This is a genomic window from Nostoc sp., assembly GCF_036917415.1.
Taxonomy (GTDB): Bacteria; Cyanobacteriota; Cyanobacteriia; order Cyanobacteriales; family Nostocaceae; genus Nostoc.
On sequence record NZ_JBALDJ010000131.1, the window covers coordinates 22,313 to 43,706 of the forward strand.

At 41.5% G+C, this 21,394-nt stretch carries 18 protein-coding genes; 4 read left to right on the forward strand and 14 right to left on the reverse strand.

The window, feature by feature from the left end:
- Positions 1-33: 33 nt before the first annotated feature.
- On the reverse strand, positions 34-2,394 hold the full coding sequence (locus tag V7K41_RS32180; protein WP_334854557.1) for a PhoX family protein: 2,361 nt from the start codon (positions 2,392-2,394) through the stop codon (positions 34-36).
- 459 nt (positions 2,395-2,853) lie between these two features.
- Between V7K41_RS32180 and V7K41_RS32185 the strand changes: the two genes are divergently transcribed.
- Positions 2,854-3,807 (forward strand): glycosyltransferase family 2 protein, encoded by a 954-nt coding sequence (locus tag V7K41_RS32185; protein ID WP_334854558.1) that lies wholly within the window; start codon positions 2,854-2,856, stop codon positions 3,805-3,807.
- A 1,481-nt stretch (positions 3,808-5,288) separates the two neighbouring features.
- Here the strand turns inward: V7K41_RS32185 and V7K41_RS32190 are convergent.
- The 9 genes from V7K41_RS32190 to V7K41_RS32230 form a co-directional block, all read right to left on the reverse strand.
- Entirely contained in the window at positions 5,289-5,636 is a 348-nt protein-coding gene (locus V7K41_RS32190; protein ID WP_323202785.1) for a hypothetical protein, read from the reverse strand.
- A 264-nt stretch (positions 5,637-5,900) separates the two neighbouring features.
- Complete coding sequence (recG, locus tag V7K41_RS32195) at positions 5,901-8,381, reverse strand: ATP-dependent DNA helicase RecG (RefSeq protein WP_334854559.1); 2,481 nt, start codon at positions 8,379-8,381, stop codon at positions 5,901-5,903.
- A gap of 59 nt (positions 8,382-8,440) precedes the next feature.
- Positions 8,441-9,286, reverse strand: coding sequence for a hypothetical protein (locus V7K41_RS32200; protein ID WP_334854560.1), 846 nt, complete (start codon positions 9,284-9,286; stop codon positions 8,441-8,443).
- A gap of 219 nt (positions 9,287-9,505) precedes the next feature.
- Positions 9,506-10,450 (reverse strand): translation elongation factor Ts, encoded by a 945-nt coding sequence (gene tsf / locus V7K41_RS32205; protein WP_334854561.1) that lies wholly within the window; start codon positions 10,448-10,450, stop codon positions 9,506-9,508.
- 238 nt (positions 10,451-10,688) lie between these two features.
- Positions 10,689-11,483, reverse strand: coding sequence for a 30S ribosomal protein S2 (gene rpsB, locus V7K41_RS32210; protein WP_190913288.1), 795 nt, complete (start codon positions 11,481-11,483; stop codon positions 10,689-10,691).
- 216 nt (positions 11,484-11,699) lie between these two features.
- Entirely contained in the window at positions 11,700-11,867 is a 168-nt protein-coding gene (locus tag V7K41_RS32215; protein WP_334854562.1) for a hypothetical protein, read from the reverse strand.
- Positions 11,868-12,177: 310 nt separating this feature from the next.
- Positions 12,178-12,495 (reverse strand): hypothetical protein, encoded by a 318-nt coding sequence (locus V7K41_RS32220; RefSeq protein ID WP_334854563.1) that lies wholly within the window; start codon positions 12,493-12,495, stop codon positions 12,178-12,180.
- Positions 12,488-13,270, reverse strand: a complete 783-nt coding sequence (locus V7K41_RS32225; RefSeq protein ID WP_334854564.1) for a Uma2 family endonuclease — start codon at positions 13,268-13,270, stop codon at positions 12,488-12,490. Before V7K41_RS32225 ends, V7K41_RS32220 begins: the two co-directional genes overlap by 8 nt.
- Before the next feature lie 50 nt (positions 13,271-13,320).
- Entirely contained in the window at positions 13,321-14,118 is a 798-nt protein-coding gene (locus tag V7K41_RS32230) for an HAD family hydrolase (protein WP_334854565.1), read from the reverse strand.
- A gap of 104 nt (positions 14,119-14,222) precedes the next feature.
- Between V7K41_RS32230 and V7K41_RS32235 the strand changes: the two genes are divergently transcribed.
- Positions 14,223-15,044 carry a hypothetical protein gene (locus V7K41_RS32235; RefSeq protein WP_334854566.1) on the forward strand — a complete coding sequence of 274 codons (822 nt, stop codon included), beginning with the start codon at positions 14,223-14,225 and terminating at the stop codon, positions 15,042-15,044.
- A 453-nt stretch (positions 15,045-15,497) separates the two neighbouring features.
- Here V7K41_RS32235 and V7K41_RS32240 read toward each other — a convergent pair whose 3' ends face one another.
- The 3 genes from V7K41_RS32240 to V7K41_RS32250 form a co-directional block, all read right to left on the reverse strand.
- Positions 15,498-16,202, reverse strand: coding sequence for a DevA family ABC transporter ATP-binding protein (locus V7K41_RS32240; protein ID WP_334854573.1), 705 nt, complete (start codon positions 16,200-16,202; stop codon positions 15,498-15,500).
- A gap of 130 nt (positions 16,203-16,332) precedes the next feature.
- The gene (gene devC / locus V7K41_RS32245) at positions 16,333-17,487 is read right to left on the reverse strand and encodes an ABC transporter permease DevC (protein WP_334854567.1); all 1,155 of its coding nucleotides are present in this window, start codon (positions 17,485-17,487) and stop codon (positions 16,333-16,335) included.
- 168 nt (positions 17,488-17,655) lie between these two features.
- Positions 17,656-19,080, reverse strand: coding sequence for an HlyD family efflux transporter periplasmic adaptor subunit (locus V7K41_RS32250; protein WP_334854568.1), 1,425 nt, complete (start codon positions 19,078-19,080; stop codon positions 17,656-17,658).
- Positions 19,081-19,168: 88 nt separating this feature from the next.
- Here V7K41_RS32250 and V7K41_RS32255 point away from each other — a divergent pair, with 88 nt between their 5' ends.
- Positions 19,169-19,525 carry a hypothetical protein gene (locus V7K41_RS32255; protein WP_334854569.1) on the forward strand — a complete coding sequence of 119 codons (357 nt, stop codon included), beginning with the start codon at positions 19,169-19,171 and terminating at the stop codon, positions 19,523-19,525.
- Between the two features lie 568 nt (positions 19,526-20,093).
- Here V7K41_RS32255 and V7K41_RS32260 read toward each other — a convergent pair.
- Entirely contained in the window at positions 20,094-20,831 is a 738-nt protein-coding gene (locus tag V7K41_RS32260) for a phycocyanobilin:ferredoxin oxidoreductase (protein WP_334854570.1), read from the reverse strand.
- Positions 20,832-21,032: 201 nt separating this feature from the next.
- Between V7K41_RS32260 and V7K41_RS32265 the strand changes: the two genes are divergently transcribed.
- Positions 21,033-21,260: a hypothetical protein gene (locus V7K41_RS32265; RefSeq protein ID WP_334854571.1), complete on the forward strand. Its 228-nt coding sequence runs from the start codon at positions 21,033-21,035 to the stop codon at positions 21,258-21,260.
- The last annotated feature ends 134 nt before the right edge of the window (positions 21,261-21,394 follow it).

Here is a 21,394-nt window from a genome sequence, read left to right on the forward strand (position 1 = left end):
ACGTTAGATAATAACGTCTCTACACACATAGTTTTAAGTAAAACTACCAGTAGGATTTTTACGTTTGATAGCAATTACAGATGGTTTGGGAAGACTTCTAGGTTGACCCTTACCACCGTCAGCAGTTGGGATGTTACTTGGCCAACTACTGCCACGAGGGACAGTCCGGGTCTGATTGAATGTAATACCATTCAAATCCAGTAATTCGATCTCACGACTCAAAATCGTACCATCATTAATTGGGCTATCTTCGCCGGGATGCTGTACGGAAATAATCAACGTATCTCCCACAAAAGTTGGCCCTGTCATCTCACAACGCACTGGCCCCTGAGCAAAGGGTATTACCTTTCCCGCGTGAGTACCAGTAGTAGGAATATAAAATAGCCAGTTATTACCGAAAACTCCTGTAAAATTGGAAACATTACCATTGGCTGTGTGGTCGATGATAGTTACAGTACCAGCAGCACCAACATTAAAACCATTGTGAGTGGTGGTAGACATATCCGTTACCCCCCAAATATTTGCCTTATTGTCGAACACTAGGTTATCGACATTGGCAAAACCAGCACCAGAAATCGATCCGGCTTCTCCACCCTGAGCAAATCTTTGCCAACGGAAGGTTAGACCAGTACCATCGGCGCTATCTTCAATAATCTTGTACAATCCTCCAGACTGCTGTGTTGCATTGACGTTTGTACTTAACTTGGCAACCTGGAAAATGCGTGAATCTGGATAACCGTCACTTCCTGGTGCACCATCAGTATAGGAAATGAATACTTCTTTGGTGGTCGGATGCACTTCTATATCTTCTGGACGTGCTGTCGGAGTTCCGCCAGCCAAATTTGCTGCTAAAAAAGCATCACTGAGAATAGCACCTTGGGAAGTGTAGAAGTCAGATAGCTTCTTACCTTGATAAGCAGGTAGTCTCTCTGCTTCGTTGGTGCGATCGACTGCGAGGGAACCGCCATCTGTAGTTTGACCTGCAATCCCATTGCGTTTTGGTAGGGGTAAAAGACCATTTCTTTGAGCCGAACCCAAAGCAGCAAACTCCACAGAAGAAATTACCGATGGCGAAATGGGATTGGTAGAAGTGTTTAAATTTAAGGGTATCCATTGACCCGTACCATTTGGATTGTAACGGGCGACATACAATGTACCACTTTCCCATAAACTGCTGTTGGCTTTATTGGTTGGTGAAGAAATAACACCTGCACTGATAAATTTCCAGGTGTGTCCCCCACGTCTATCATCACCCATGTAGGCAATTAATGGTTTTCTAGCTTCAGCACGGATGGCAACGTTTTCATGGCGGAAACGACCCAATGAAGTGTGCTTGCGAGGGCGGAAATTTGGATTAACAGGGTCAATTTCGACAATCCAACCGTATTTTTCGCCAACTAAACCGAAGGTTTTACCAGTAGTACCATCGATGTAACCTGTTTGAGTACCATTAGGATTGACTGATTCTGTAACACCAACAAAACCTCCTACACTTCCTTGAAAGTTCTCTTCAGCACTTAAAATAGTTCCCCAAGGAGTTGTACCGCCAGAACAGTTATAGCCAGTGCCAATAATTTTGTTACCTAATCCATCAGAGGAGAGGTTAAATACTTGGGTTGCAGCCGGGCCAGTTGCGATGAGATAGTTTTGATCGCCTTTTTGGTAGCTACGATTTCCCCAAGAAGTGAGATTTTTATATCCATCACTCCTTTGGCTATTAATTCCCAACCCAGAAAGACCATGAAGGCGGCGATTTCTTGCATCACCTTTAACCACAGCATAACGGCTACTAGAATTACGTCGGGAAATGCGGACAATCGATCCGCCTAAGTTATATAGAACTTCGCCGTCAAATTCAATACCTCTGGTGGCAGGTAAAGCCCAGCCAATCACTGATTTAAAGGTGGTAGTCAATCCTTTAACATCAGCAGGAGCTTCTGGTGCTAGATCGGAAAAAGGAAAACTCACATATTCGTGATTCACCCACAAATAGCCGACATCGTTGGTTCTGCCCAGAGGAATGAAACCCGTATAATCGTTGTTGTAACCGAAATATTCATCTTTGTTAGGAAAGACGCGATCGCCCCAGCTGATAATTACATAACGTTCATATTCTGGTGGCACTACCAAATCGTCAACTACGTTATAGCTATTTAACTTCGTATTTGCAGATGCATTGATTACCTGTCCCTGACCGATTCCCGTTGGCAAAAAACTTTTCTGCTGTTTATAAACGGGTAAGGAATGGGGTAAGCGCACTGGTGTAAAGCTCAGTGGCCTGTTGCTTGCTCCGGCAATACTAGAAATACCATCTATAATTGTGTCTCCCAACACAGCCGCACCAGCACTGCCAGCAAAAAATACTAAAATTTGTCTGCGACTTAATTTAGACATCAAACTCTCCTCTCTTGTGACATCAAGAATTTCGTAAAGGCAAATCTTGATTACTGGCAGAAAAAGCCATCAATTATTTACGTGAAATGCCATACATTTTGAATGGTCAGTAACCCGTTCTTAAACAAAAGGTTGTTTGCTATTTAGGTCAACTAACTAGACAAAAAATTTTCAGTTTGTCATATAATCTAATGACCAAAAATTAACGCCAGGTTATATCTTGATTAATAGAAATTTATTTTGTAGTTGATTAAAGCCTTTGTTCTTTACTAAATTTAAAAATAAGAAGTTATACCAATTCAAAAAATATTTGTGACAGATACCACACTTACCCAGACGCGCACTCTCCCCGATGCCTTGGGGAGGAATTATCAACCTTTGCTGTTTTCTCAACCAGAATCGGTAAGGAACAGTGTCAGCGCCTGATATGTCCTATCCTGGAGATGTGTAAATAGTGTTGTGGGTGAGACTGTGTTTTTCAGCGTTGTGATACCGACTTATAATCGCCAACCGATTTTAGAAAAGTGCCTCCGCGCCTTGGAGGTGCAGGAGTTGAGTCAGCCAAGTTCGGTTACTGATTACGAGATTGTCTTGGTAGATGATGGTTCTACTGATGGCACATTGGAGTGGTTAGCAGCATACAAAGAAGAGTTTCCCCATGTGCGCTGGTTTGGGCAAGATCATGCTGGCCCAGCTGCGGCTCGGAATTTGGGAGTAGAGAAGGCGCAGGGAGACACAATTATCTTTATTGATAGCGATCTAGTAGTGCTGAAGAATTTCCTGCAAGCTCATACTGATGCACTAGTGCAAGGGAAAGAGAAATTGGGGAGCGATCGCTTTTTTACTTACGGTGCAGTTATTAATACTTGTAACTTCAACAATCCAACGGCTGAACCCTACAAAGTCACAGATTTTTCAGCAGCTTTTTTTGCTACGGGAAATGTAGCAATTCCCAAACATTGGTTAGATAAAGCCGGACTTTTTGACACTAGCTTTCAACTCTATGGCTGGGAAGATTTAGAATTAGGTGTGCGGCTGAAAAAACTAGGTTTGACACTAATTAAATGTCCAGAAGCCGTAGGATATCACTGGCATCCAGCATTTAACTTAGAGCAAATTCCCCGATTAATTGACCAAGAAATTCAACGCGGACGTATGGGAGTTTTGTTTTATCAAAAGCATCCCACATGGGAAGTGCGAATGATGATTCAAATGACTTGGCTGCATCGCTTACTTTGGGGTATCTTGTCACTCAATGGCGCACTAAATGAACGGACAATGGCTCCATTTTTGCAATGGCTAATTAATTTAGGTAAACCTCAATTAGCTTTAGAAATTGCTCGAATTTTTCTCAACTGGTACAACGTGAAGGGTGTTTATGAAGCTTATGCCGAAATGCAGCAAGTATCGTGATTGAATAGTGAGGAGTGCAGAGCTAGGTCTAATACCATTTCCAAAAAACTTTGCAACAGATGAATCGGTTGTAGGGGCGTATTGCAATCATTGGTGTCAACTTAACGTTATTGGCTAGTTTTAGGGCGTGTGGCGAGGGTTTTGCAACTTGGTGAGAGAATCACATCTTGAGAGTTATCGCTTGCTGTGGGTGATTTTGGTAGCAGTTGACGGGGTTGTGGGGTTGTCTTGCTGGTTACGTTGGTTGCGTTGGTTACGCTATTTGCAATACTGGGTTACTCGTGTTTTCTCTCTATCCCCTAGAGTAGCGGTTTTTTGCGTCCAATAGAAAGAAAAATAACAAATAAAAACAAACGTACAAAAATTTTAATTACGTTATTCATTTAAACCTAGTTTATGTTTTGGGATAAAACTGTAAGCATACACATTCTATTCCTAAGTATTCCCATAATTTGAAACTATCAAACAGTGTTTTCTTCTGGAAGTACAGGGGGTTCAGCCGGGATACGCGCAAATTGGGACACGTTGTAAATTTTTGTTGCAGAGCGTGTTTTATTGATTTACTAACTTGCCCCAAAATGATATTTGGACAATCAAAATTTTGCACGGTGAAATCAACTCTTCACCCCAATAGTCCCTCAAACTAGCCCATAAACAATCATTTTTGGCAATGTTCTTACCTGAAGAGTCCAGTTCAGTTTGAGACTGAAACAACGCTAAATGAAAGGTTTCAGCAATTTTATTTACAAAACTTTATAACGTGTCCCGTTTTACACGTATCCCGCCTGAACCTTTACAGCAATGTCGTCAAATATGGTCAAATCTGACAAATTCTAAAAGTGTCAGTAAATGACAAATCTGTTTTTTCACTTTCAATCGGCTGAAAACTTTATTCCATAAGCGTTACAGGTGTCACATTATTTACGTAAATATAAATTCTAAACCTGATACAAACTAGTGATTTTGTACTGAGACAAGCCGATAAATCAAAATTCCCCACAGCGATCGCTACAGGGAATCAAAGGGTTAGTCGTCAACTTCAGAATTATTCATCAACTCGCGTAGGCGTCGTATGTTCTCAGGTTTTACGGTTAAGAGTGTGGGTTCACTCGCACTGTTCTCTAGCAGTTGCCGCAAGTCATCCTCAGCTATGCATTAGATCCCTTAGTGTTCATATAGCTTGACGTAGAATTTTATATACAGCAGTTTTCGTTTGGATGAAGTACAAAGTCACTAGTTTTGAGGCAGGAGGCAGGAGGCAGTTATGCTGGAGGGAGAAGAATAATTTAATTTTTGAGTCCTCGGTTTTGTACCTCACGCTTGTTGCAAACTGCTGTAAGTTATTACCGATAATGTTGGATATAGTTAAATGTAATAAATATGGACTTCAATCAGATAGAGAAAGTTTTTGATATTGCTTCTAAATTGATCGTAGGTACTCTTACACGCTACCTGCGGTCGTTAACTCTTACCATCGCATCTCAAGAATTATTTCTGATCAACTGCAACAATATTGACTCAAGACTTTGTAATGCAGCGTTTGTGGTGCGCTGATGTTCTTCAAAATTACGTTGATGTTGTTCATGGCTATCACGTAATTCAAGTAACACATCATCCAAAATCGCACTACGACCTAAAACACGGTCAACGTTACTGGTTAGCTCTCTCATTTCTTGGCTTAGTTCATCCAGTTGTGCCTGTGTGTTAGCTTGTCTAATCGTTAAATTGTCTAATTGTTCTTGTGTACTAGTTTGTCTTTCAGCCAACCCCAAGATTATTTGTTCAATACGGTCTATTCGGTTAGGGAAATATTCGGGTGTATCAGTCATTTTCCTTGTGTTGAACTCCTACAATTTTACTTTCTCCTTTGATTCAATATCCTCAAACACCGATAAATATTGTTTTTAGGGCGGCGTGATAGTTAAATTATTTTATCGCTAGCACTACAAACCTGATACAAATAACGCGATTTTCTACTGAGATAACCCCACTAAATCACAATTCCCCAAAGCGATCGCTACAGGGAATTAAAGGGTTATGCGGGTTAGGGGATGGTTAAGGCGGGTTAGTCCTCTACTTCAGAATATTATATATTATGTCAAAATCGCTCCGCCCATCAAGCGCTCATACCGATACTTCAACTCTTCTTTCATCAAATACCAGCGCTCTAAAGTTGCATCCATCTCTATTATTTTCTCTGCTGCTTGCCGCGCTAAAATTAAAACTTCCTCATCCTCAACCAAACTTGCTAAGGTAAAATCTGGTACTCCAGATTGACGAGTTCCTAGTACTTGCCCAGGCCCACGAAAACGCATATCCATCTCTGAGATGAAAAAGCCATCCTGAGATTGTTCCAATACCTTCAACCGTTGTTGAGCATCAGGGCTTCTGGAACTGCTCATCAATAAACAGTAAGATTGAGCCGCGCCACGACCAACGCGCCCCCGCAGTTGGTGCAGTTGCGATAAGCCAAATCGCTCCGCATTTTCAATGAGCATCACCGTAGCATTAGGTACGTCTACGCCTACCTCAACAACGGTAGTAGAAACCAAAATTTGCGTTTGGTTATCACGGAATTTGGTTATTGCTTCATCCTTTTCGGCTGAACTCATGCGACCGTGCAGCAACCCAACTTGAAAATCAGGAAAAACGCTTTCTTGTAGCTTTTGATGCTCATCAGTTGCCGATCGCAAATCCAGTTTTTCTGATTCTTCTACCAAAGGCAGAACCACGTAAACTTGTCTACCTTGGACAATTTCTCGGCGGATGAGGTCGTAAGCATGGTTGCGTTGCTGACCTGACAATACTGTTGTCTGAATCTTTTGCCGTCCCGGTGGTAACTCATCAATTTGGCTCACATCTAAATCCCCGTGTATCGTCAGTGCCAAAGTTCGGGGAATTGGGGTAGCTGTCATAGTTAGCACATGAGGTTGATTGCCTTTTTGCTGCAAACGCGCCCGTTGTTCTACCCCAAAGCGATGCTGCTCATCAATCACCACTAACCCCAGTTGATGGAAGTTTACGGGGTCTTGAATTAAGGCATGGGTTCCCACTAACAGAGGCAATTCACCAGTTCCTAACTGAGAATGTATTTGTCTTCGTTTAGCAGTTTTTGTAGAGCCTGTCAGTAATTCCACTGGTAAATGCAGTAGGTTAAACCAACTAACTAACTTGCGATAATGTTGTTCTGCCAAAACTTCTGTGGGAGCCATCAGCGCCGCTTGGTAGCCAGATTGAATTGCTGCAAGGATAGCCAGCACGGCGACGACTGTTTTACCAGAACCGACATCACCTTGCACCAAACGATTCATTGGCACAGGTTTTTGTAAATCGTTGAGAATATCGTTGAGAACTCGTTGCTGTGCGCCAGTGAGTTGAAAAGGTAGTATTTCGTGAAATTTCTCTACAAGTTGACCTCGTGGAACAAGGATGGCGCTGGTTTGAATCGCCCTTGCTTGCTGCTGACGTTGCAGTAACCCAAGTTGTAGGTAGAAAAATTCATCAAAAACTAGGCGACGACGGGCAACTTGTAAGGCAGCGCTATCGCTGGAAAAATGGATATTAGCGATCGCATCTTTTAATTCCATCAAACCATACTTCTCCCGCAAACCACTTGGCAAAGGGTCTTTCAGGTTAGCCGCAGCAGGTAAAGCAGCAATTACCGCTTGTCGGACTGTATTCGCCACCACGCCTTCAGTCAATCCATAAATTGGCACTACCCGTCCAATATTTAGCGACTCAATCGAATCTCCTGGATTTGCCAAAACCTCTAGTTCTGGATTATCCAGTGTCAAGCCGTATTTACTTTCTTTCACTAACCCACAGGCTGCTAGAATGCTACCTACTGGATAACGGCGTTTTAAACTTTCTTGCCAAGCGCGACTGCTAAAGCGCGTACCTGCGTAAAAACGACCAATTTTGATTTGACCGCTATTATCTTTTACAACCAATTCTAAAATTGATAATTTCTGATTTTTAGGGCTAGTAAAGCAGTTGCAACGCTTTACTGTAGCCACTATTGTCACCGTCTCACCCGCCTGTAACTCGCGGATATTCACCTGACGCGCATAATCAATATGGTCACGAGGATAGTAGAAAAGCAAGTCACGGACGGTATGTAAACCAAGCCGTGCCAAATTATCAGCTTTTTTAAAACCTATTTCTGGTAAATCACTGAGTTTTTGCTCAATTTTTGGTGCAAGTCTCCGACTCACCTCAGTAACAATTGGAGATTTTGGATTTTTAATTTTGGATTGATAAATTCTCCCCTGCTCCCCCTGCTCCCCCTGCTTTTGCTGCTCCTCTTGCTGTAGTTGGGAAAGATACCTACGAGTCTCTGCTATTAAATGCTGCCTTTCTTCTAGTGCTAGATGTGGATAACTAGCAAATTGCACCGCTAATCCTTGCCAACGGCGGCGTTCAGTTTGGGGTAAGCCTGTTGGGAATTTGCCCAAAGTTAGGCTCAGAAATTCACTGAAACGGTATTCTCTGCCCATCAAGTCTGTAAAGCCACGTTCAGCTTCTATTGCCAAGGCTTTGTGCAATCGTATCCAATCTGGTTTTTCATTAGTCATTGTTATTGGTCATTAGTCATTGGTCATTGGTCATTTGACTTTGGACAAAGGACAAAGGACTAATTCTCAAACCAACTAGCGCGCCATGCAGCTTCCGCTTCAGCGATCGCCTTTTCTTTATGTCTCTTTTGATACTCTCGTCCTAGTTTGTTTAGCTGAACTAAAATACTGCGGATTCGCTTGCGCTCAGAGGAAAGTGTCACATCAGCAAATTCAATTTCTCCTAGCCGCAGGTTAATAGCCATGATTTGAGTCAGTCCAGAATCTTCTGACTGTTGCTCATTTTCAATTTCAATTACTAAGTTTAATAAATTGGGTGGCCCTGGCATTACCTCAGCAGATGCTTCTGATGCTGCCGCCGCCGCTGCTAAAATCGGTTCTGGTAATTTTTTCGGTAATACTCGAGCTTTTTGTAACAAAATATTAGCATCGTGCGAAAGTTTTTTCAGTATATCTTGCGCAGCCTCTTCTAATTTCTGTTGCCATTTTGCCAGTTCTATAGGATCGGAGGTGTTGGCAGTGAGATACTGAGAATTAGAAGTGGAAAGAAATAGTGAAGATGAAGAGGATGTTACTTCCTCATCCACCTCATCCACCTCATCCACCTCATCTTCCCCTGATTCTTCACTTTTAAGATAAATAAGCAATTGTTCAGCTGCCAGTTGACCCAACTTACGAATAGCTTGTTGCAATTGTTGACGCTGATTCAATGACAAATGCAAAAAGTTTTCGGGATATCCTTGGGTACAGAGGTGGTAACTTGCGAGAATCAACTGTTTGCGTACAGCTAGCCCCAAGGTGTTTAGATAACTAGCATAAGCGCTTTGTAGTTCGATTGCGATCGCCCGGATCGCTTCTTGGAGTGCTGCAATATCCTGCTCAATTCGCTCGATTGCTCTTGCCATATTTTTTCGCTCTTGCCCATCTGAACCATTACATAGTACAAATGTACAAACTTATTTTAGGATAACTTTTTAGAGAATTTTAGATTTTAAATTAAATGCGAAATTTTCTGTCTTTACTAAATAAAATACAGGTCAAGCAAATAACCTGACCTGTTTTGTAAAGAGTCATTAGTCATTTGTCATTTGTCCTTGGTAAAGACTAATGACTAATGACTAATATTACTTGGTGCCCATTTGTGCAGCGACTTCATCAGCAAAGCTCATTTCTTGCTTTTCAATGCCTTCGCCCAGTATATAACGGACAAAGCGAGTCACTTGAATCTCTTCGCCTAATTGTGCCTTCACTTGCTTTATCAAGTCTTCCACGGAAATACTCTGATCGCGAATGTAAGGCTGATCGACCAAAGTCAATTCTTTCAAGCGTTTTTCAATCCGTCCCTGAACAATCTTTTCTTTGATGTTTTCAGGCTTGTTCGCCAAATCATCCTTGCCCATTTCAATGTCTTTTTCCTTTTGGGCAACTTCGGCGGGGATTTGGTCTACACTCACATACTCGACATTTGGACAAGCCGCAACTTGCATTGCAGTGTTCCGTGCCAAGGTTTGGAACTCTGAATTAGCAGCTGCTGACTCAGTTTTGGAACCTAGTTCTACTAATACACCAACTCGACCGCCAGTGTGAATGTAGCTGTCTACTATACCTTGTGTGCTCTCTGCTATTGCAAAATTAACAAAGCGGCGCACTTGGATGTTTTCACCAAGGGTGGCAATGGTTTGCTTGATAAATTCTTCTACAGTCGCACTTTCATTATCAATATAGGGTTGAGCCAACAAAGACTCAACACTATCAGCTGTCGCTGCTTGCTTTGCTAGATTCTTAACTAAAGCTTTAAAAGCCTCGTTACGAGCAACAAAGTCGGTTTGGCAGTTGACTTCTATGAGTACACCCACTCGACCTTTGGGCTGAATGTAAGTGTCTACTAGACCTTCTGCCGCAATGCGATCGCTTTTTGCCCCCGCCTTAGAGATGCCCTTTTTCCGTAGCCAGTCTGCGGCTTCTTCGACGTTGCCTTCAGTCTCTATCAGCGCCTTTTTGCAGTCCATCATGCCGGCACCAGTTTTTTGGCGTAGCTCTTGGACGAGTTTTGCAGATATTTCCGCCATTTTGCCTCAATTCCTAACTTGACCTCGAGTTGTAATCACTTACCTAATTTAGTACTGAGTACTGAGTTTTGTTAGCGTTAGCGGGACGTTTAGCCCGTGCTGAGTTTTGAGTGTTCAGTTATCAATTTTATTCTTCATTGACAAATCACAACTTACAACTTCAAAAATCAAGACTCAGCACTATCCAATTTGCTGAGTCTTTCTATCTTACTCAGCACTCAGCACTCTTGACTCAGCACTATTCTTCTGTTTCCTCGTCGGGAATTACGGCATCAGTATATTCGGTTTCTTCGTAGTCATCGTCATACTCACTACCGTCGTAATCTTCGTAATCATCTTCAACATCCAGCTGACCGTGACGACCTTCATAAATGGCATCTGCCAACTTTCCGACTATCAGTTTAATCGATCTGATAGCATCGTCGTTTGCTGGAATGGGGATATCTACTACATCGGGGTCACAGTTTGTATCCAACATGGACACAATGGGAATATTTAGCTTTTGGCATTCTTGAACTGCGTTATATTCCCGGCGTTGGTCTACGATTACCACGATATCGGGCACTTTTCGCATTGTTTTAATGCCGCCCAAGTATTTCTGAAGCTTCGTCATTTCCCGACGTAGCATTGATGCTTCTTTTTTCGGCAATAAATCTAGTGCGCCAGTTTCTTCACGGCGTTCTAAATCTTTCAGACGGTCAACCCGTGTTTTAATGGTTGCCCAGTTGGTCAACATTCCGCCCAACCAGCGTTGGTTAATGTAGTGGGAACCACAACGGCTAGCTTCTTGGGCAATAATTCCAGCTGCTTGACGCTTGGTGCCGACAAAAAGAAATTTCTTCCCTTGTTCTGCGTGCGATCGCATATAGTTGTAAGCATTATCCATCAACTGGGCAGTTTGCACCAAGTCGATAATATGCACGCCATTGCGGGAAGTATAAATGTAAGGAGACATTTTTGGGTTCCAACGCCGGGTCTGATGCCCAAAGTGAACCCCTGACTCCATCATTTGAGCCAATGAAACTACTGGCATATATTTTTCAACTCCGATTCGGGTTAAACCTCCATCCAAGTGTATTTCCCAACAGGGAAACACCCGAATTCTTAGATGTGCGAGATTAGTTAACCATACTAGGTTAGCATATTCTGAAGAGTTATAGTTGCTTGACCAAGTGAGGTCAAGAAAATAGTGCTGCCTACTCAACAATCGGGCAGCACTTAGTAATGAAAATCTTGCTGTTTTAAAGGTCTACTCCTGGTCTTCTCGATCTTGGGGTTTGGGTTTTTGTCGCCGTTGTTCGATCTGATCGTCGATGGTTTCTCTCATTTTGCGATCGGCAGCGTCCATCGCAGAATACTTAAAGCGGTTGATTATGCCACTGAACAAGTTGCCAAAGAATCTTTCAATTTCTTGCATAATTTTATACCTCAGTAATTAAAGGTAAATTCTTGACTCTACATCGATCTTGGACTTTCTAGTGGAAGTAGGAAATAAAACGCTAACCTGTCTTTGGAGTATCTATTAATCTCTTAGCGTCTCTGGGTGCTTAAAAGGTTGGCGGTTTATTTATCCTTTGATTCAGTTTTGCTTGGGAATTACTGTATAAAACAGTCTTCTCAATTAAATTAGTATTGTTGAGACTTACTAGATTGAAACGCGCTAGAGATTCATCTATTGTATTCTGTCTCAGGTAATAAATGTAGCAAAAATACAGGTAACAAATTGTCTACTTGGTATTTAGCCAAGATATAATCAAAAATCTGCAAGATGGACTGAATCCTACTGTGGCAGCAATCTGATTCAGGTTAAGTTCTTGGGATAGATGCGTTCTGATGTATTCTAAGGCGGACTTTAACAAATTTGGGTCTAAAAACTCTGGTGGACGTTTGAGCCGTCCAGATATGTTTGAGCGTCGGTAAATAATTTGTGCCAACACTGCCGTTGCAACTGATTCTAAGTAAAATTCACCACCAGTTTGTCCATTATAAAAAAACTCTTGCATAGCTACAGTAACTTTTGGAATTACACCTTGCGGGTTACTCAATAGTATCGGGGTCTAGATTGAGCGATCGCAACCTTGCCTTTAACTGTTCTATCTGCAACTCTGCCTGTTCTGCTCGTTGGCGTTCTTGTTCTGCTCGTTGGCGTTCTTGTTCTGCTCGTTGGCGTTCTTGTTCTGCTCGTTGGCGTTCTTGTTCTACTAGTTCTTCTGCCTGCTGTCTTGCTAAAACTTCCTGTCGTAAAGCCTCTACCAGTTCACCAGGTATCAGTAATTTTTCCCCCGTATCCTCTCGATAAAATCCAATTAGCCTTCCCTCAACTACCAAGCGTAGTTGTAACGGTTCACTGCGTCCATCTTGTATCGGTTCGTAGATTTCTCCCCGCAGGCGATAGCCACGTAACTGTTGTTCCACCCACTCGCCTTTAGGGTCAAATAGCCAGTATTCCTTGACACCTAGCTGTTCATAGAGGGTCTTTTTGAAGATTTCGTCTTGTCCCTTAGTTCCAAAGGATGTCATTTCAAAAATAACTGTGGGTACTTGACCCTCTTCCCAAACTTTATAGTTGTCCCGACCGCCAGGTGCAACATCAAAAATCACCATCACATCTGGGGCTACCCGTAATTTGGGAAAGCCCTGTGCATAGTAAAGAAATTGATTTCCTAATACTGTTGCCTGACGATTTGCCAGATACTGTTTCAGGACTTCTAAGGTAGTTAGTAAAGCATAAAGGTGGTCGTAGGTTTCTGCCACTGGTTGACCATCAGCACTGGGGTAGAAGATTTCTGATTCGACACTAACAGGTAGAGTAGCTGTCATGGTTGTAAACTCAGTGCTACGAGATTATTGTAGAACAACTCTACTTCTCTCTAACTTGGGATGTACAAGCTTTGCAAAATGTAACTGGATAACTCACAAAATCCATCGCCTTCGGCAGCTGCGGTCATATAAGCGGGCTGATGTTGCAATTTATCTGCATATTCCAGCACATTTGCCACGCCTACAGAAACAGGAAAATAACGGCGATCGAATAAACTTTCATCATTGGGACTATCGCCTACAGTGACAATTTGTTCTGGTGAATAATCAGGCAAATATTCGCGCAATACCTGCAACAATCCCACAGCTTTATCTTGCCCTTGGGGTTTAATGTGACACTGCACGTTGCTATAGGTAAATCCCCAACCCATTTGTTGACAGAGATTATTTAGAGTTTGTAGCTCGTCTTGACGCAAACCAGCTACATCAAAAGTCCAGTCGGTGATGCGAAAGCGATTATCAGCAGATTCTTGGATTTGAGGAAATTTAGTTTGTAAATTCTGAAAAGTTGTAGCCAAGTGCTGGCGATGGTGAACTAAATCAGGAATAGGTGTTAAAACTAATGGTTTCTGATTTCCAGGTAGAAAGTATAAACCACCATTTTCTGCCATAGCACCTGCCACTGGCATTAAACTACTCAATCCACTTACCCACCCAGCAGAACGTCCGGTGACAATTAGCACCTTAATATCAGCTGCGGCTAAATCCTCTAAAGCTTGTAGCAGTGCTGGAGTAAATTTTCCTCGTCTAGTCAGAGTGCCATCCATATCTGTGGCTATCAGACGAATCTTGCTAAAGCTTGTAGATGAAACCTCAGATAGGGGAGAGAGGCTCAAATGTCTGGACATATACGATTTGTAAAACGCTGTAAAAAATATTAATCATACAGCAAGATGACCTTGAAGATTTGGGCATCCTAAACATCAGGAGTCAAGTTTTTCAGTTTCCAACCATGTCCACTTCAATGTTTCTTGCCCAATCCTCTGGGAAAAAGACTACTAAAAAGGCATCCCAGGAAGTGCCAGCAAGTAATCCTGAAATACCACCATTATTGTTGGTAGCTTCTGGAGGACTGGCTTTAGTGGTGATTGCTTTGATTGTGTATAGTAAACTCCAGATGGATAAGCTGGAGAAAAAACTTAAGTTTGAACAATTCCGCGCACGAGAACTAGAGAAAAAGTTTAAGCTGGCGCTGGAAACAATTCGCAAAATGGAAACTAATCCCGATTTGGTGAATTCACGGGACTTTAACCTGGATTATCTGCGAATGCGGATGTCAGAGGAGGTGTTTCATTTTGCAATTCTTAATCAAATAAAGATTCAGATCAAAGAAAAAATTTCTCAAGCTCTGCGTCCAAATCAAGCACAACTTGGATCGGTCGGAATTGCTAATAGTGCTGGACGGCAAGTAGATGAAATTTTTGATGTCGAATATGAGACTGGTAGTCCAGGGAATTCTGCTAAACGGGTGCTGTTTCGGATTCAAATCAAGTTAATGAAGTTACCGACACAAGCAACTTCTGCAACTATTAGTCAAATTATTGATTGTATAGAAACTTACTTAAGCCCCATAGAAGACGAAGATAGTTGGCAACCAATAATTCAAGGTCGGATTGCTACCATGCATTGGGATCAAAAGGCTAAACCTACGCCTTTACTGGTGCTGGAACAATCAAATGAAGGTGTAAATGTGACTTTTCGTACTAGTCGCCAACCAAATACTCCAACTCCGCCAAAGTCACCTGGAATTAAAAAATCAGGCTCGGCTAGATGATAAATTATGGCTGTCATTAGTCATTGGTCATTGGTCATTGGTCATTGGTCACTTGTACTGAGCGAACGCGAACAGCGTCTCGTAGAGAAGTATTGATCATTAGTCATTAGTCATATCAAGTTCGGGTTATTACTTGTAATAAAATCTATCAATGTAGGTTGGTTGGGGAGCCACTGCGTTGAACGGGTTCCCCGGCTTGAAGCAAGTGGCATTTGAACACCAGTGAAACCCAACATAAACAAGGATCAAATGTTGGGTTTCGTTCCTCAACCCAACCTACAGATATTATAAGTTAGGACTTACGCACAGGTAACGGAAAACGAACCACAGAGGACGCAGAGGTCACGGAGAAATGAGAGTTTGGGAGGGTTTTCGCGTAACTCCTATAAGTGTTTAACCAGACATGATATCATTGGTCATTCACAAAGGACTAATGACTAATGACTAAAATCATCACTGAATAACTGTATTAGAGGAATTACGGGTTAAAAGACCATCTTCCATTTCTACGATGCGATCGGCTATGTCTAAAATGCGGTTGTCGTGTGTCACTAATAAGATAGTAGTTCCCTGATTTTTGGCTAAACTCTGCATTATTTCTACAACATCGCGTCCTGATTGTTTATCTAATGCTGCTGTTGGTTCGTCTGCTAGTACCAAGGGGGGATGATTTACCAAGGCGCGGGCGATCGCAATTCTTTGTTTTTGTCCACCAGAAAGATTGTCTGGGTAATAATCAACTCGTTCTTCTAGACCAACAGACCTTAGCATAGCTTTTGATTTAGCCATTGCTTCTGTTTGAGAAATATTATCGTTCAATTCCACTGCCATTTGCACATTTTGCTTGGCTGTCAAGAACCCTAGCAAATTATGAGCTTGGAAAATATAACCAATGTTGCGTCGCATCTGCACTAATTTGTTTTGACTGACGCCAATAAGTTCTTCACCTAAAAATTTTAAACTTCCTTGTTGTACAGACCGCAAACCACCAATTAAGCTAAGTAATGTTGTTTTACCTGAACCTGATGGCCCGGTCATAATCACAATCTCACCTGGATAAATTTCTAGGTTAATATCAAATAATATCTGTTTTCTTAATGCACCTTTCCCATAGTAGTGATTGAGATTTTTAATGGCGATTACAGGTTCTTTTTCCATCATATTTTTGTTTTAGTTATAAATTAGTATTTTCCACATTTAACTCTAATGAGTGTCAAAAATTAAATTTACTTAATTATTATTATAATTTAGACTTATTGTTGATATCTTTTAATTTATATTGAATTAATTAAAAGATATCTGCTGGATCGGCAGAGCGTAATTTTCTAACTGCGATCGCCCCAGAAATAATGCACATTATTATAGTCAAAATCAATACCATTGTCGCTCGGTCAAAACTCATAAAAACTGGTAAAAGTGTTGCATTTCTGGCGCTATTATACATAAATAAGGCAAAAACTATTCCAGGAAAATAGCCTAAAATTGCTAATAATAAAGCTTCTTGAAGAATGACTGTCAATAAATAGTTTTGTGTATAACCTATTGCCTTAAGAGTAGCGTACTCAGCTAAGTGATCTGCAACTTCTGTATAAAGAATTTGATAAACAATCACAGTACCAACAATGAAACCCATGACTGTCCCTAATGTGAAAATAAAACCAATAGCTGTACTATTTGCCCAATAATTCCGCTCAAACTCAATAAATTCTTGTTTAGTTAAAACATTTACTTCATTCGGTAAATATTTACGTAATTCTTGAGCAACAACATTAGCATCAGCTCCTGGTTTTAATCTAATTAGCCCAATATCAATTAATCCTTTTTGACGATTACTGAATATTCGCAGAAAGTTGATATCACTCGTGATTAAATTACCATCTGCGCCAAATGATGCGCCTAATGTAAATAGCCCTTCTACTTGAACTCGCCGCCTTCGTACTTCTGCTGTTACAATCTTTCCTTGCTCATAATTAGCAGCGATCGGGCCATACTCTACCCTAGAAGAACGGTCAAATAGAACTACATCAGGTAGTTTAAGTTTATCTAAATTTTCCTGAACTCCAGGTAAGTTAAATAGGTTATTTTCTGGATTAATTCCAAAGATTAGGATACTCCGAGGACGACCTGTTACAGGATTTTTCCAGATTGTAAAGTCCAAATATATCGGATGTACTGATTGAACGGCGGGTAATTCTAAAGCTTTATATAATCGTCGTTGAGAAAAGCTTCTCATCGCCAATATAGCGTTAGATTGACTATTAATTAAAACAATATCGCCTTGCAAGCTGTTATGGAATCGAACGTTACTATAATACAGAGCATCCCGAAAGCCGAGTTGCATAAACATTAAAATATCGGCAAAAGCAATTCCTGCTAAAGCCACAGCTAGGCGAGTTTTTTCTCTTGTCAGTTGTAGCCATGATAGAGGTATTTTCTGATTCATTTTATAGCAAGGTTAGCAATTTTAGCAATTTTAGATTTTCAACCCATTATGGTGACACCAGTACCGGATTGATAGAATGTTTAAAATTGATTAAACAGACTATTAAAGAGTATTTTTAATCCAAAATATCAAATTATGGATTGGGGTTACTGCTCACCTACAACTTAATTAATTATTAATATCGACAATAACTTTGGCGTAAGTTAAACCAGAAACTTTCTGGCTATCTTCTGGAGACAGAGCAATTTTAACTTCTACAACTCTGGCATCCACATCTGCTGCTGGATCTGTATTCAGCACATCTTTTTTACCAATTTTTCTACCAATTTCAGTGACAGTTCCCTTTAATTCGCCGCTAAATGCGCCGTTATCACTGGTGATAGTAGCATTTTGACCAAGACGCACTTTACCAATGCTATCTTCGGTGACTTCAGCAATTACAAACATTTGGTTGGTTTGGCCAATTTCAGCAATGCCATTTGCACCGATCGCTTCGCCCGATTTGGTATAAACCTTTAAAATCTCTCCAGCGATTGGTGCTTGAACGTAGCTTAACCTTAGTTCTGCTTCGGCTTTTCTGACATTTGCGATCGCATTACTAACTTGGGCTTGCGCTACTTGCACATCGGTAGGAGTAACATCTAAAATTTTACTCAGTTTGGCTTTTTCTTCATCAATTTGTCTTTGCAAAGTTGCTAAAGTTTTGTCACGGTTAACTCTGGCTTCGATTAACTGCTGTTGCAAAGTTGCTAAATTTTGTATTTGGTTTGCTCTAGCCTCAGCAAGTTGCTGTCGTACAGTTGCTAATGTCTGCTTCAAGGTAGCTTGGCTTTCAACCACTTGCTGATTAGCAGTTATTGCACTCAAACGTCTACTATCCCGTTCTTGCTGAGAAATCGCACCTTCTTTGTATAAAAAATCATAGCGTCCGGCATCAACTTGGGCATTGCGTTGTTGGGCTTGAATACGTGTAAGCGTTGCTCTCAGAGCTTCTTTTTGCCCACTGAGTTCAGCTTCTAGGCGATTTACAGTTGCTTGTTGGACAAGTTTATCACCACTTAACTGAGCTGCAATCCGCGCGATCGTTGCTTGTTGACCATTCCTTTCCCCAATTAACTGCGCTTGTAGGCGAGCAATAACTGCTCTTTGAGCTTGAATATCTCTTGGAGAGCCAGCCCTGACTTGTGCTAAATTTGCACGGGCTTCTTGGACTTTCGCTTTTGCCTCTTGTAGTCCGGCTACTTGGGTATCGCGGTTGTCCAAAATTGCCACAATTTGACCTTGCTTTACCTGTTCACCCTCTCTCACTAAAAGTTGCTGAATTCGTGACGATGGGGCTAATCCTGATGATGGGGCGGACAATTTAACAACTTCGCCTCGCGGTTCCAAACGCCCCACAGCACTAATGCTATTGGTAGATGGCATTACTGGTACGGATGTAGTTAGTTTTCTTAACTGCTCAATTTTGGCCGTACCTAGTATCCCAGCAGCGATTACTACTGGCACGGCTATAGCGATACCCCACCAAATCTTGGGTTGTTCGTGATTAAGTGTCTGTTCACTTGGCTTTGGCTTTTCAGTCACCCTTGACATAGTATCTTGCCCATTTATCTGAATTGTGCTGATGGAAGTAAAAATAAAAGGGTTTTTAATCAACAGCCAGCTGTTAGGACAAACAACAGTGGTTTCAAGCTGGGTATGGCTTAAAAATCCATTGTGTGATGAACGTTCAACACTATGGCTTTACAAAATGGTGTTTACTATAGCGATGCCTTACGACAAGCCGCTTTGCGTCTACGCTCGTACCCTGCGGGAATTCTCTACGCATCTATGTATGCAATATATTGACCTCTCTCCTAAAAGGAGAAGCCACTGCGTTGGGCGGCTCTGCCGACTTGTACCCAAGCTAGCAAGAGCGTCTTCGACAGGAGAAGCACGTGGCATTAAAAGCTTTGAGGCTTACTCTCCAACGCTTGCAGGCAAGGGAGTGGGGGTTAGGTCTGTATTTGACTCAACACAGAAGCGGTATAGTAGCTAGCTATTCAATAACTCTGAGTATTATTGAGACATGAGTGCAATGGGAATTAGCAGAATTCACAAGCAGTATGAATCTAGATGTAAAAACGCGATAGATCGCGTCTCTAGACAAAATCCTAAATTGGTATGATGCGATATTTTACTGCTACATTCACTACGGCTATAGTTAATCACAAAATTGAAAAGAAACATCAAAAATAGACTGTTGCCTTTGTTGGACACAATCTTGCTACAAAAGTTAGTCTTCCTTAAGTGAATGAATGATTAACTAACTAAAAAATATCTGTTCCCCCTGAGCGACTCGTGCCGAGCGGAGCCGAGGTAAGTCGAAGGGTCAACTTGAGCATTCTTAACATCATTTCTTTAACTTTCTGATCGATTAAGTTAGCTGTCTCTAGTTGTTTGCACCTACCAAGACAACAAACCATTTTGTGATATTCGCTTCAAAGACCTTACTACTCTCCCTGTTGCTGTTTTGGGACTCCATTAAACTCTCGTTGAATGAATTCTACATTTATCCGTTACGCGAAAACGTAACAGAGCCTACAGATGAGGAGATAGGGGAATGATTAAGTTGGAAGGTCGAATAAAACTGTGGTCATGTAATTTTCTGCCCAAGCTGGGCCAAAGGCTTTTTCTAGTACGCGGCGGGTTTTATCGTTTTGCTGCTGTTTAGTGCAGTAGTTGTGTTGTCCAGCAAGATTTTGTGTGACTTGTTCAACTGAAACAGGATGTGAGGCGATCGCTTGGATGCAATGAATATCTAAAAATTCTCGCACCCGCGACAGAAACATTGTTTCTTCTTCTGGAGAACTGGGGCGCACAAAGATACAAAAATCTGAAAAAATATTTCCCCATTCTGGTAATTCACGGGGTTGGGAAAAGTTAAGCACTTTTAGCTGTGTCAGTGCAGAAGTATAAGATTCTGGTAAGGTACGCTCTAATTGAATTGGAGAAAGGTCTGCGATCGCAGCACTAATTTGACCTCTACCCCCAACTAAATCACAACCAAACATCGGCAGATTGTATTCTGGACGAGGAAACATGACGCAGTGCAAAATATCCAACATATTTCCGATTTTTGCCAGTTCCAAGTGCATTTTCCGAAACTGGGGCGTTTGATAGCAGCGGTTTTCAATCGTCAGTTTTTCGCCTTCTAGTCTACCTTCCACATACCCCAACTCATTAGGCAAATGGTAGGGGGATAAATCCAGGTGCTGATGCCAAGCTGCCTCAATACAATCAGCTAGCTGACGAATTAGGGGATGTTGTTGCTCGCGCAGCGAGGGCATAGAAGTAAATGACATATTCTAGTTGGGAATGCGATCTAGTGGCCAGTCTACAACCTGTCGTGCCATACCTGTTGTGGTCTGCAATATAAGCAAACACTTACACCCAGCCAACGTAAATTTATAAGACAGATGCTTTTCACAAGGATTATTTATTTTGTAGTCTAGGTTACAGAAATAATTTTAGATTAGCCCATTTGTGAAGGCTAATAGAAAGCTATGAAACTAGATTCTCATAGACCGGATTTTGCTGTGCAAACAAGAAGGTACAATCTGGAAGGCTTACAGAGGTTCAGAGCTTCTACTTGGGTAAACCTTTTGCAACTTCCCAACCCCTTTAGTTTTGACGAAGCACTTTTATTGTGTCCGGTTTCAGCAGATGAGTGGCTAGCCTGGATTCCAGATCATGGCGAAGCAATACTCAATATCAGGCAATTTAGTTATTGAGCATTGGGCATTGGGCATTGGTAAGTGACAAAGGACAAAGGACAAATGACAAATGACAAATGACAAATGACAAATGACAAATGACAAATGACAAATGACAAATGACAAATGACAAATGACAAATGACAAATGAC